This window comes from Microbispora cellulosiformans (assembly GCF_008728085.1).
GTDB classification, from domain to species: Bacteria; Actinomycetota; Actinomycetes; order Streptosporangiales; family Streptosporangiaceae; genus Microbispora; species Microbispora amethystogenes.
This window is the reverse complement of the sequence record NZ_VYTZ01000006.1, coordinates 443489-456826: the sequence shown is the minus strand read 5'-3', so window position 1 is coordinate 456826 and position 13338 is coordinate 443489. Positions and strand designations below refer to the sequence as shown.

At 71.5% G+C, this 13338-nt stretch carries 8 protein-coding genes; 6 read left to right on the top strand and 2 right to left on the bottom strand.

What is annotated here, in order from left to right; all coding sequences use genetic code 11:
- Positions 1 to 434 precede the first annotated feature (434 nt).
- The 6 genes from F5972_RS19100 to F5972_RS19075 all read left to right on the top strand — a co-directional run bounded on the left by F5972_RS19100 (position 435) and on the right by F5972_RS19075 (position 7969).
- Positions 435 to 1886 (top strand): sulfatase family protein, encoded by a 1452-nt coding sequence (locus F5972_RS19100; protein WP_225311632.1) that lies wholly within the window; start codon positions 435 to 437, stop codon positions 1884 to 1886.
- Between the two features lie 303 nt (positions 1887 to 2189).
- Positions 2190 to 3539: an ABC transporter substrate-binding protein gene (locus tag F5972_RS19095; RefSeq protein ID WP_150934901.1), complete on the top strand. Its 1350-nt coding sequence runs from the start codon at positions 2190 to 2192 to the stop codon at positions 3537 to 3539.
- A gap of 84 nt (positions 3540 to 3623) precedes the next feature.
- A complete protein-coding gene (locus F5972_RS19090; protein ID WP_150934900.1) occupies positions 3624 to 4598 on the top strand; it encodes a carbohydrate ABC transporter permease in 975 nt (324 codons plus the stop codon).
- Positions 4595 to 5488, top strand: a complete 894-nt coding sequence (locus F5972_RS19085) for a carbohydrate ABC transporter permease (RefSeq protein ID WP_225311631.1) — start codon at positions 4595 to 4597, stop codon at positions 5486 to 5488. The genes F5972_RS19090 and F5972_RS19085 overlap by 4 nt, the downstream gene beginning before the upstream one ends.
- A gap of 41 nt (positions 5489 to 5529) precedes the next feature.
- On the top strand, positions 5530 to 6921 hold the full coding sequence (locus tag F5972_RS19080; protein WP_150935067.1) for a GH1 family beta-glucosidase: 1392 nt from the start codon (positions 5530 to 5532) through the stop codon (positions 6919 to 6921).
- Positions 6922 to 6949: 28 nt separating this feature from the next.
- Complete coding sequence (locus F5972_RS19075) at positions 6950 to 7969, top strand: LacI family DNA-binding transcriptional regulator (protein ID WP_150934899.1); 1020 nt, start codon at positions 6950 to 6952, stop codon at positions 7967 to 7969.
- Positions 7970 to 8063: 94 nt separating this feature from the next.
- Here the strand turns inward: F5972_RS19075 and F5972_RS19070 are convergent, their stop codons facing one another.
- Together F5972_RS19070 and F5972_RS19065 are read right to left on the bottom strand one after the other, a co-directional pair.
- Positions 8064 to 11306: a non-ribosomal peptide synthetase gene (locus F5972_RS19070; RefSeq protein ID WP_150934898.1), complete on the bottom strand. Its 3243-nt coding sequence runs from the start codon at positions 11304 to 11306 to the stop codon at positions 8064 to 8066.
- Complete coding sequence (locus tag F5972_RS19065) at positions 11303 to 13330, bottom strand: non-ribosomal peptide synthetase (protein WP_191910205.1); 2028 nt, start codon at positions 13328 to 13330, stop codon at positions 11303 to 11305. The genes F5972_RS19070 and F5972_RS19065 overlap by 4 nt, the downstream gene beginning before the upstream one ends.
- Positions 13331 to 13338: the final 8 nt, after the last annotated feature.

Sequence of the window (13338 nt, the reverse complement as noted above, 5' to 3'; positions counted from 1 at the left end):
ACTACATCGACTGCTTGACCCATGAGCTGACCTGTTCTCGGGCGTAGGGCCAGGGCACGCTCGCGCCCTGGCGGGCACTCCCGCGTGGGCCTTCACCCCCGGCGTGAACGCCGGAGCACTGGCCCACCGGTCGGTAGAACCGCACCCTATAGAAGCGCCCTATAGAAGACGGTCACCCCGCCCTCCCCGCGGCACTCGCCGCGCGGAGGGCGGAGGGCGGAGGGAGCGCGGGACGGCGCGCGGGCGCGCTCAGGGCCCAGCGCAAGGCGGGCCCAGCGTGAGGGGGCAGGCCCGGCGCGAGCGCGATGAGTGTGGGCAGGCACGGCCGGGCGGGGGCGCATGTCGCGCCGAAGCTCCCCGAACCGGACGCGGCGCGTCCGCATGGTCACCCTCCGTGCGTTTCCCCAGGCGGGCGGAGGGATATGGTTGCTGCCGTGCCGCAACCGCGACGATCGACGAAACTGTGGGCAGGGCTCGCCGCGGCGCTCCTGCTGGCTCTCGGACTCACCGGCGCCGCCCGGGTCGAGCCCGCTCCGACGGAGCACCGGCCCAACATCGTGCTGATCCTGACCGACGACCTCGACGCGGCGGATCTCAGCCGGTTCCCCAACATCTCCAATCTGCTGGTGAGCCAGGGCACCACCCTGTCGCGGTTCTTCGTCACCAATCCCTGGTGCTGTCCCTCCCGCTCCTCGATCCTCCGGTCGCAGTACATGCACAGCCATCAGGTCGAGAGCAACCGGGCGCCGACCGGCGGGTTCACGAGGTTCCGGCCGCTGGAGACGTCCACGCTCGGGACGTGGATGCACGACGCGGGCTACCGGACCGCGCTCTTCGGCAAGTATCTCAACAACTACCCCCAGGGCGCGCCGCGCACGTACGTCCCGCCCGGCTGGGACGAGTGGGCCGTGCCGGTCACCCGCCTCTACCAGGAGTACGGCTACGCGCTCAACGACAACGGCGTGATCCGGCACCACGGCCACGCGCCGGAGGACTACCTGGAGGACGTGCTGAGCGCCAAGGCGGCGGCGTTCGCCTCGTCGGGAGGCGCACCGTTCTTCCTCTACCTCGCCCCCGTCGCGCCGCACCTGCCCGCGCACCACGCGGCGCGCCACGCGGACGCCTTCGCCGACGAGCAGGCGCCGCGGACCGCGTCGTTCGACCAGGCCGACCTGTCCGCCGAGCCCGGCTGGCTCCAGGAGCGGACGCCGCTGTCGGCCGCCGACGTGCGCAGGATCGACCGGGTCCATCGCGACCGGCTGCGCGCCATGCTCGGCGTGGACGACATGGTGGGCGCCCTCGTCGACGCACTGACCCGGGCGGGCCGGCTCGACGACACCTATATCTTCTTCACCTCCGACAACGGCTTCCATCTCGGGCAGCACCGGCTGCGGCCGGGCAAGACGACGCCCTTCGAGGAGGACATCCGGGTGCCGATGGTGGTGCGCGGGCCCGGCGTGCCGGCCGGGGGCGTGATCGACAGGCTCGCCTCGACCGTCGACCTCGCGCCGACGTTCGCCGAGCTGGGCGGAGCCTCCGTGCCGCTCTCCGCCGAGGGCCGGTCACTCGTCCCGCTGCTGCGCGGGCTCGACGTGCCCTGGCGCGACGCCGTCCTGGTCGAGTTCTACCACCCCTCCTATTCACCGCAGTCGCCGCCGAGCTACGCCGTGCTGCGCACCGGCCGGTACGCGTACGTGGAGTACGAGACCGGGGAGCGGCAGCTTTACGATCTGCAGGAGGACCCGGCGGAGCTGCGCAACATCGCGGGCACGGCGGAGCCGGGCGTCGTCGCCGTGCTGTCGGCCCGGCTGGCGCTGCTGCGGGCCTGCGCCGGCATGACCTGCGCGCTGACGGACGCCGCCGGTCTCGGTGACGGCACGGCATAACGGCGACGCCGGTCGCAGATTTGGGGCATCCGGTATTCATTTCTGCCCATATGGTGATGGGAGCGCTCCCATGCGTAGTATGTCCCGTAACATCCCTTTTGGAGTGCCTAACCCCCTGCGGAGTAACAGTTAGGTTTCGGCATATTGACGCCCGCGTTGCTCATAGAGGACCCTTCGTGGGAGCGCTCCCAACAGTGCTCGCTCATACAAGCACAACCATTGATCGCGGGCCGTGACGTCGGGGACCGGCCTGGGATGAACCTCCCAAGAGATTCGGGTACCACCTGAGAGGGGTCCGGAAGAATGTTCAACAACTCGCGCCGCGGCAGGCTGCTCGCGGTCGCCGCGGTGGCGGCGCTGGCGCTCGGCGTCACCACCGCCTGCGGCTCGGACGACAAGCCCGCGGACAACGCGGCAGGCGGCTCCACCGCGGCGGCGGGTCCCGTGACCATCACGCTTCAGACGTTCGGCGGCGGCAAGAACTTCGGTTACAAGGAGGCCGTCGACAAGTGGAACGCCGAGCACAAGGACATCACGATCAAGTATGACAACCTGACCGACCAGTTCGAGCAGGTCTACTGGCCGCAGATGATCCAGTGGCTGCAGTCCGGCGCGGGCGCCGGCGACGTCGTCGGCATCGACGAGGGCGGCATGGGCCTCGCGAAGGCACACCCCGAGTGGTGGGCCGACCTCGGCGAGTTCGGCCTGCAGAACCGCAAGGCCGACTTCGCGGACTGGAAGTGGGAGAACGGCGTCACCGCCGACGGCAAGCTGTTCGGCCTCGGCACCGACGTCGGCGGCATGAGCCTCTGCTACCGCCGTGACCTGTTCGAGAAGGCGGGCCTGCCGGCCGACCGCGACGAGGTCAGCAAGCTCTGGCCGACGTGGGACGACTTCGTCAAGGTCGCCCACAAGTTCCAGGACAAGATCAAGGACACCAAGTTCGTCGACGGCACCAACACGCTCTACAACGTGGTCCTGGTGCAGGAGGCCGCCAAGAACGGCAACGTCTCCTACTTCGACAAGGACAACAACCTGATCGTCGACAAGAACCCGGCGGTCAAGTCGGCGTACGACTTCGCCCAGAAGATCAGCCAGGAGGGCCTCACGGCCAAGCTGCGCAACTTCACGCCCGAGTGGAACACCGGCATGAAGAAGTCGCAGTTCGCCACCCTCGGCTGCCCGTCCTGGATGCTCGGCGCGGTCAGCGGTGACGGCGGCGCCGGACCGGACTTCAAGGGCAAGTGGGACGTCGCGGCGGTGCCCGGCGGCGGCGGCAACTGGGGCGGCTCCTGGCTCGCGGTGCCGAAGCAGTCCAAGCACCCCAAGGAGGCCGCGCAGGTCCTCGACTACCTGACCGGTAAGGACGCCGAGGTCAGCGTCTTCAACTTCGCCGGCAACATGCCGAGCAACGTGCAGGCGCAGCAGGACCCGGCCGTCCAGGGCGCGAAGAACGAGTACTTCAACGACGCCCCGGTCGGCGACATCTTCGCCAAGTCCGCCTCCGCGCTCCAGCCGGTCTTCCTCGGCGTGAAGCACGCCCAGGTCAAGAACGCGGTCGAGTCGGTCGTCTCCGCCATCGACGACGGCTCGGTGCCGTACGCGAACGGCTGGAAGAAGCTCGTCGACGACGCAGTGAAGGCCGCGGGCTGATCCTGCCCGCCAGGTGAGCACCGGCCCGCCGCAGCGGCACCCCGCCGGCGGGCCGGTCGCCTGCTTTCACCCGAAAGGTAACTTATGAGCCTGCACGTCGACGCCGGGCGACCCACCCGCGCACCGATGCCGCCCGGCCGGAGGCACGTCCGGCCGAGATCGGGCCGGTCCTTCCTCACCTGGCTGGACCTCAAGGCCGCTCCGTACCTCCTGGTCTCTCCCTACTACCTGCTCTTCCTGCTCTTCGGGCTCTTCCCGCTCGGGTTCACCCTGTACTACTCGTTCTTCGACTACGACCTCACCGGCACGGTCGAGTGGACGGGCCTCGGCAACTACACCGCCATGCTCGGCGACGCCGACTTCTGGAAAGCGGTCGTCAACACCCTCGCGATGTTCGTCATCGCGACGGTCCCCCAGATGCTGCTGGCCCTGCTGCTGGCCAACGCGCTGAACAAGCGGATGAAGGCGCAGCTGTTCGTCCGGCTGGGCGTCCTGCTCCCCCTCGTCACCTCCGTCGTCGCGGTGGCGGTCGTCTTCACCCAGCTGTACGGCCGCGACTACGGCGTGGTCAACTGGGTGCTGAGCTGGTTCGGCATCGATCCCGTCAGTTGGAAGACCGAGCGCCTCCCCTCCTGGCTCGCCATCGCGACGATGATCGACTGGCGCTGGACCGGTTACAACGCGATCATCTTCCTGGCCGGCATGCAGACGATCCCCAAGGACCTCTACGAGGCGGCCTCGATCGACGGCGCGTCCCGGCGGCGCCAGTTCTGGCAGATCACGATCCCGATGCTCCGGCCCACGATGATCTTCGTGGTGCTGAACTCCACCATCGGCGGTCTCACGCTGTTCTCCGAGCCGACGACGTTCTACAACGGCAACGTCCACGGCGGCACCGACAGCCAGTTCCAGACCGTCTCGATGTTCATCTTCGAGCAGGGCTTCCGCGAGTTCGACTACGGCTACGCGTCCGCGGCCGCCTGGCTGCTGTTCCTGCTCATCCTCGTCGGGTCGGCCATCAACTTCATGCTCATCCGCCGGATCGGGGGCAACAAGTGACCACGCTCTCCGCGCCCGCCAGCACGCGGCGGCGCCGCGCCAAGGCGCCGGGAGGCGCCGCCGGCATCTGGTCGGCCACGCCGATGACGAGGCTCATCCTCGCGGTCACGATCATCATCTCGGCGTTCCCGCTGTACTACATGATCGTCATCGCCTCGCGCACCAACACCGAGGCGACCGACATGCCGCCGCCGTTCCTGCCGGGCGGCAACCTCGGGGAGAACATCAACCGGGTGCTCACCAACCCCGACGCGCACTACCTGACCGGTCTCACCAACTCGCTGATCATCTCTGCGACGGTGACGGTCTCGGTGGTGCTGATCTCGACGTTCGCCGGTTTCGCGTTCGCCCGGCTGAACTTCCGGGGCGGCAAGATCCTGCTGCTGTTCGTGCTGCTGACGATGATGGTCCCGCTGCAGCAGATGGGCATCGTCCCCCTCTACCGGCTCATGGTCAACCTCGAATGGGTCGGCTCGATCAAGGCGGTGATCCTGCCCTTCCTGCTCAACGGCTTCGGCGTCTTCCTCATGACGCAGTACACCGAGCAGGCCGTGCCCAACGAACTGGTCGAGGCCGCCCGCGTCGACGGCGCCTCCACGCTGCGGATCTGGTGGAACGTCATCCTGCCCGCCGTACGGCCGGGCATGGGAGTGCTGGGCATCAACACGTTCATGCTGAACTGGAACGAGTTCATGTGGCCGCTGATCGTGCTGAACCCGGACAACCCGACGGTCCAGGTCGCGATCAACTCGCTCAACGCGAAGTACGGGACGGACTACGTGCTGATCTTCAGTGGCACGCTCTTGTCGATCCTCCCGCTCATCGTCGTCTTCATCCTGTTCGGCCGACAGATCATCGGCGGACTCATGGAAGGTGCGGTCAAGGCGTGACAACGCAAGACACACGACCAGAGGCGGAGGCGGCCGGCCTGATGTTCCCCACAGGGTTCGTCTGGGGCGCCGCGACCTCCGCATACCAGATCGAGGGTGGACTCACCGCGGACGGGCGGGGCACCTCGATCTGGGACAGTTTCTGCCGTCAGGAAGGCCGGATCGTCGGCGGCGACCACGCCGAGACCGCGATCGACCACTACAACCGGTACCGCGACGACGTGAAGCTGATGGCCGACCTCGGCCTGACGGCCTACCGGTTCTCGGTCTCCTGGCCGCGGATCCAGCCCGACGGCTCGGGCGCGTACAACGCCAAGGGCCTCGACTTCTACAAGAGGCTGGTCGACGAGCTGCTCAGCTACGGCATCGACCCGTGGCTGACGCTCTACCACTGGGACCTCCCGCAGGCCCTGGAAGACGCGGGCGGGTGGCCCGCGCGGGACACGTCGAAGCGCTTCGCCGACTTCGCCGCGACCGTCCACGCCGAGCTCTCCGACCGGGTCAGGAACTGGAGCACGGTCAACGAGCCCTGGTGCTCGGCGTTCCTGGGGTACGCCTCGGGCGAGCACGCGCCGGGCAGGCGTGAGCCGGCCGCCGCGCTGCGCGCCGCGCACCACCTCAACCTCGCGCACGGCCTGGCCGTGCAGGCGATGCGGGCGCAGAACGCCGGCTCGCAGATCGGCGGGTGCGTGAACCTCTACCCGGTCACGCCGGCCACCGCCAGCGAGGCCGACCAGGACGCCGCCCGCCGCATCGACGGGCTGCAGAACCGGTTCTTCCTGGACGCGCTGCTCAAGGGCGCGTACCCGGAGGACGTGCTGGCCGACCTGAGCCACATCTCCGACATGTCCTTCATCCAGGACGGCGACCTGGCCGCGATCGGCGCTCCGCTCGACATGCTGCTGGTCAACTACTACAGCCGCTTCACCGTGTCGGGCGCCCCCGGCGGCGCCGTGTCGGCCGCTGCCGCCCCGACCGACTCCGGCTCGCCGTGGATCGGCAGCGAGCACGTCGGGTTCGTCAACGCCGGCCGCCCGGTCACCGCGATGGGCTGGGAGGTCGACGACAGCGGACTGTACGAGACGCTGCGGCGCCTCGCCGACGAGTACCCGCGCGTCCCCCTCTACATCTCCGAGAACGGCGCGGCGTACGACGACGTGCTCGGCGAGGACGGGACCGTGCACGACCCCGATCGCGTCGCCTACATCGAGGCGCACCTGCGCACCTGCCACGCCGCCATCGAGTCCGGCGTCCCGCTCCAGGGCTACTTCGCCTGGTCCCTGATGGACAACTTCGAGTGGGCCTGGGGATACGGCAAGCGCTTCGGCCTCGTCTACGTGGACTACGAGACCCAGGCGAGGACGCTGAAATCGAGCGCGTTGTGGTATGCCGACACCATCAGGCACGGCGGCCTGCTGGGTCGGGCACAATAAGCGCAGACGCGATAAGGGGGCAGTATAGATGAACGGGGACCGCCGTTCCGGAGGTCGGCCGACTCTGGAAGCGGTCGCCGCGCGTGCCGGTGTCGGCCGCGGCACCGTGTCGCGGGTCATCAACGGCTCACCGAAGGTGAGCGACCGTGCCCGCGACGCGGTGTTACTGGCGATCCAGGAGCTCGGCTACGTGCCCAATCGGGCGGCGCGTACCCTCGTGACCAACCGGACCGACACCATCGCCCTGGTGGTGTCGGAATCGGAGCAGCGCGTCTTCGACGAGCCGTACTTCGCCGGGCTGATCCGCGGGATCGGCTCGGCGCTGGGTGAGACCGGCCTCCAGCTGATCCTCACGATGGCGCAGAACCGCACCGAGCACGACCGCCTGGAGCACTACCTGACCGGGCAGCACGTCGACGGCGTCCTGCTCACCTCGGTGCACGGCGCCGACCCCCTGCCGGGACGGCTGGAGGATCTGGGCGTGCCCACCGTGCTCGGTGGCCGGCCCGTCGGGCTGAACCCCTACAGCTTCGTCGACATGGACAACCGCGCGGGCGCGCGGCAGGCGGTCAAGTATCTGGTCTCCAAGGGCCGGAGCCGGATCGCCACAATCGCCGGTCCCCAGGACATGGGCGTGGGTGTCGACCGTCTGGCCGGGTACCGCGACGCGCTGCTCGCCACCGGGATGAGCGAACGCGTCTCGTACGGCGACTTCTCCGAGGAGAGCGGCTCGGCGGCCATGCGTGAGCTGCTGGCCCGCCATCCCGATCTCGACGCGGTGTTCACGGCGTCCGACCCCATGGCGGTCGGGGCGCTGCGCGTGCTCAAGGAGAACGGCATGGTGGTGCCGGACGACGTCGCGCTGATCGGTTTCGAGGACTCGAAGGTCGCCCTGCACACCGATCCTCCGCTGACCAGCGTGCACCAGCCGACGGAGGCGATGGGCCGGCAGATGGTGCAGCTCCTGATCGCCCGCATCAACGGCGAGCCGCTGGAGCAGCCGGTCGTCATACTCGACACGCACCTGGTGATCCGCGCCTCCGCCTGAGGCGGCCACGAACGACGAGACCGCCGCACATCCCCGATGTGTGCGGCGGTCTCGTCGTCGTCGTCCCCTTCGAGAGGGCTGCCTTCGAGAGGGCTCAGCCCTCGGCGGACGAGAGCAGGCGCTCGGCCTCCTCCTCCGACATGCCCTCCAGCTCGGCGACCAGCAGGTCCTCCAGCGCGGCCGCCAGGTCGGCCACGGTGCGCCGCTCGAAGATCGTCCGGACCGGCACCTCCACCCCGGTCGTACGGCGCAGCCGGGCCGCGATCCGCGTCGCGAGCAGCGAGTGCCCGCCGAGGGCGAAGAAGTCGTCGTCCGCGCCGACGGAGGCGACGCCGAGCAGCTCGGCCCAGACCTCGGCCACCAGCAGCTCCGCGTCCGTGCTCGGCGGGACGTGCCCGGCCGACGGCCCCCGGACCGGCTCGGGCAGCGCCGCGCGGTCCACCTTGCCGCGGCTGGTGAGCGGCAGCACGTCGAGACCGACCCAGGCGGTCGGGACGAGATGCCGGGGCAGGGTCCGCGCGAGATGCGCGGCGAGCTCCTCCCCCGTCGCGGTCCCCGTCACGTACGCCACGAGCTCCTCGGCGTGGACCGTCACGAAGGCCTGGCCGACGCCCGGATGGTCGAGCAGCCGCGCCTCGACCTCGCCCGGCTCGATCCGGAAGCCACGCACCTTGAGCTGCCCGTCGAGCCGGCCCAGGAACTCCAGCTCTCCGTCCTGGTTCCAGCGGGCCCGGTCCCCGGTGCGGTACCGCCGCGCTCCCGGCGGCCCGGCGGGGTCGGGGACGAAGGCGGCGGCCGTGAGCGCGGGGCGGCGCAGGTAACCGCGGGCCACGCCGGCTCCCCCGATGACCAGTTCGCCGATCGCGCCCTTCGGGACCGGGGCTCCGACGGCGTCGAGCAGGTGGACCGTCGTCGCGCCGACGGGCCGGCCGATCGGCGGCCTGCCATGCGGCCTCGCGCCATGGTCCGCCGCGAGGCCGGACCCCAGGCCGGACCCGGGTGCAGCCCCAGGACCGGCGCCGAGGTCGGCCCAGGTCGCGATGACCGCGGCCTCGGTCGGGCCGTAGGTGTTCAGCAGGCGGACGCCGTCGCCGAACCGGCGGCGCCAGCGCGTCACCGCGCCGCCGGACGCCTGCTCGCCGCCGATGATCACCAGGCGGAGCGCGGGCGGCCAGGCGATCTGGTCGATCTCCTCGACCAGGTGGTGCCAGTAGGCGGTGGGCAGGTCGAGCACCGTGATCCGCTCGCCGCCCAGCGCGGCCAGCAGGTCGGGCAGCGTCGCCGCCCCGCCAGGGAGGAGCACCAGGGTCGCTCCCGCGGCGAGCGCGGGGAAGACCTCTTCGACGTGGGTGTCGAAGCTCAGCGACGCGAACTGGACGACGCGGTCGCCGGGCGTCAGGCCGTACGCGTCGCGCATCCACCGGATCCGGGCCGCGATGGCGCGGTGCTCGACCGCGACGCCCTTGGGGCGGCCGGTGGAGCCGGAGGTGGAGATCACGTAGGCGACGTCTCCCGGCCGTGTCCCACCCGGCCCCTCCTCGCCCTGCTGCCCGGTGGACCGCTGCTCGGTGGGCCACTGCTCGCCCTGCTCGCCGGGCCACCGAGCGTCCTCTCCCCCGCCGGGGGTCGGGTCGACGGCGGTGAGCCCGGGGGGCGGCGTACGGGTCGTGATCACATGTGTCGCCCCGGCGTCCGCCAGCGAGAAGGTCATCCGCTCGTCCGGTTCTTCCGGCTCGAACGGCAGGTAGGCCGCACCGGCCCGCCAGACGGCGAGCAGCGCGACGATCGCCTCGGCCGACCGGGGCAGGCGGACGCCGACGACGTCGCCGGGGCGGACGCCGGACGCGCGCAGCGACGCGGCGAGCCGGGCCGCCCGCAGGTCCAGCTCGCCGTAGGTGACCTCGGTTTCCCCGCAGACCACCGCGACGGCGCCGGGCGTGCGGCGGGCGGTCTCGGCGATCATCTCGGGGACCGCCGGCCCGGGAACGTCCGCGCCGTCGCCGGCCATGGTGTGGATGTCGGCCACGTCGTCCTCGGTCCAGACGCGCAGCTCGGAGATCCGGCGGTGCGGCTCGTCCGCGGCCGAGGCGAGCAGGAGCAGGAAGCGCTCGGCGAGCCGCCGGACGGCCTCCGCCTCGTGCGGGGACCCGCTGGACCCGTCGTGACCGAACGACACGGTGATCCCGCCGCCGTCCCGCCACGCCTCGGTGTAGAGGCCGAGCTTCACCTGCCGGAAGCCGTCGGGGAAGAAGCCGACGGACAGGTCCCCGAAGGGCCGGGTGGGCCCCACGTCCTGGGTGTGCAGGATGAACACGGTCGGCATCAGCGCCTGGGCGGGGTGCCCGATCCGCTCGAACGGCACCGACGTCTTGCTCATCGCCGTCAGCGCCTCGCGCCCGGTGCTCCGCAGCAGTTCGGCGAACGCGGGATCACCGCGGAGATCGCCGCGCAGCACGACGGTCTGGGTGAGATAGCCGATCAGCGGCTCCAGCTCGACCCGGTCGCGCCCGGCGACGACCGTCCCGACGAGGACGTCGTCGTGGCCGGAGTGGCGGTGCAGGAGCACCTGGTAGGCCGCCATGAGCACGGTGAACAGCGTGGTCCGGTGCTCGCGGGCGAGCCGGTCCAGCCGGTCCGCGACCTCCGGGCCGACCCGGACGATCTGGAACCCGCCCTGCCCGTGGCCCGCGCCGCCCTCCGCGCCGTCGGCGCCCCCGCCGCCGGCGCCCCCGATGCCGAAAGGCAGGTCGGGCGGCGGCGGATCGGCCAGCCGCTCCTGCCAGTACGGCACCGCGCGATCGGCGCGGCGGCGCTGCCAGCGGGCGTAGTCGGACGGGTGGACCGGCAGCGGCGCCAGTTCCGGCGCGCGGCCGCGCAGCCGCGCGGTGTAGCACTCCGCGAGGTCGTCGAGCAGGATCCCCAGCGACCAGCCGTCGCCGATGATGTGGTGCATCGTGACGCACAGGACGTGGTCCAGCGGCCCGATCCCGATCACCGCCACGCGCAGCGGCACGCCGTCCGCGAGGTCGAACGGCGCGTTGACCCGCTCGGCGACGAGCCGCCCGGCGTGCTCCTCGTCCGTCGCGGCCGGCCACGCCACCGGCGGCGGGGACCCGGCCGGCTCCGCGACCGCCCAGGGGACGCCGTCCTCCTCCTCGAACCGGGTGCGCAGGCTCTCATGGCGGGCCACCACGTCGGCGACCGCCCCTTCGAGGGCGTCCCGGTCGAGGGGGCCGCGCAGCCGGCGGACGAGATACATGCCGAAGGAGGCGTCGCGCGGATCCAGCTTCTGCAGGAGCCAGAGCCGCTCCTGGTCCGGAGACAGCGGCGCCCTCATCGGTCCGACATCCCGTCGAGCACCGCCGCGAGGTCCTCGGCGCTGAGGCCGTCGAGTTCGTCGCGGAGCGCGGCGATCTCGGCGAGATCGAGGTCGTCGTCGTCGAGCCGGTCCATCGCCGCCGCCAGCCCGGCCACCGTGGGGTTCTCGAACAGCTCCACGATCGGCACACTGATCGCGAACCGCGCCTGGATCCTGGCGATGATCTGGGTGGCGGTCAGCGAGTGGCCGCCCAGCTCGAAGAAGTCGTCGTCGACGCCGACCGGCTCCGCGATGCCGAGCACCTCCCCCCACAGCGCCGCGAGGTCCTCCTCCAGCGGCGTGGACGGCGGCCGGTACGGCCGGCTCCCGGCGCGGGTCCACTCGGGCGCGGGCAGCGCGGCGCGGTCGAGTTTCCCGTTGGGGGTGAGCGGCAGGGCGTCCAGCACCACGAGACGCGCCGGCACCATGTATTCGGGGACGCTGAGGCGCAACCGGTCCCGCAGGGCGGCCCACAGATCCGCCTCGTCGATGTCCGAGCCGGTTCCCCGGAAGGTCCCCCCGGCCGCCGTTTCCACCGCGGCCTCTTCGACGACGTGCTCCCCCGTGGTGCGCTCTCCGGTGGTGTGCTCTGTGGTGGCGCGCACGACGTAGGCGACCAGGCGCGCGAGCCCGTCGGGGCCGGCGTGGACGCCGACCGCGGCGCCCGCCACCTCCGGCGCGGCCCGCAGCACGGTCTCGATCTCGCCGAGCTCGATCCGGAAGCCGCGCACCTTCACCTGCTGGTCGGCCCGGCCGAGGTAGCGCAGCCTGCCGTTCTCCAGCGCGGCCAGGTCGCCCGTGGCGTACAGGCGGGCCCCGGGCGTCGCGGAGAACGGGTCGGGCCGGAACCGGTCCGCCGTCTGGCCCGGCATGCCGCGGTATCCCCTGGCCAGGCCGGCTCCGCCGATGTGCAGCTCCCCGGCCTCGCCGGGCGGCACCGGACGCCCATCAGGCCCGAGGATGTGCACCGTCGTGTTGCCGATGGGCTCACCGAGGTCCACGGGAGCGGGAGACGGGGCGACCCGCCCGGCCGTCGACCAGACCGTCGTCTCGGTGGGGCCGTACACGTTCCAGAGGCGGGCGCCGTCGGCGAGGAGGGTGTCGGCGAGATCGCGGGGCAGCGCCTCTCCCCCGCACAGCCGGGTCGCGATGTTCGCGGGGACTCCGCCGGACTCGATCAGGATGCGCCAGCTCGCCGGGGTCGCCTGCATGATCGTGACGGCGTCGGTCACGGCGCGCGACCGCAGGGCCCGGCCGTCCGTCGTCTCGTGCGCGGACGCGACCACGACGCGGGCGCCGCAGGCCAGCGGCAGGAGCAGCTCCAGCACGGAGATGTCGAACGACAGCGTGGTGACCGCGAGCCAGGCGTCGCGCGGGGTGAGCTCCAGCAGGGAGGCGAAGGACTCCAGCAGGTTGACCACCGCGCCGTTCGGGACCGCGACCCCCTTGGGCCGGCCGGTGGAGCCGGAGGTGTACATGAGGTAGGCGAGATCCCCCACCGGTCCCGCGCCGTCGCCGTATCCATCGCCGTCGCCGTCCTGCCCCTCGCCCGAGAGCGGCACGCCGTCCCACGCCAGCTCGACGACGTCCGGGACTCCGTCGAGCAGCGCGGAGCCGACGCCCTTCCCGGCCAGCACCAGCCGGATGCCGGCGTCCTCCCGCATGTGGCGGAGCCGGTCCTCGGGGAACGCCGGGTCGAGCGGCACGTACGCGCCACCGGCCCGCCACACGGCGAGCAGCGCGACGACCATGCCGGGGCACCGCTCCAGGCACAGGCCCACCGGCACCTCCGGCCCGACACCGCGGGCGCGCAGCAGTGCCGCCAGCCGGTCGGCCCTGTCGAGCAGCTCCCGGTACGTCAGCACGCCGCCGTCGCCGCTCACGGCGACCGCGTCGGGGCTCTCGTCACGCCACCGGCGGATCAGCGCGAGCGCCGTCGCGGCGTCCGTTCCCGGCCGCCCGGCACCCGAGGTCGCCGGCCCGCCGCTCACCGCGTCACTCACTGTCATGC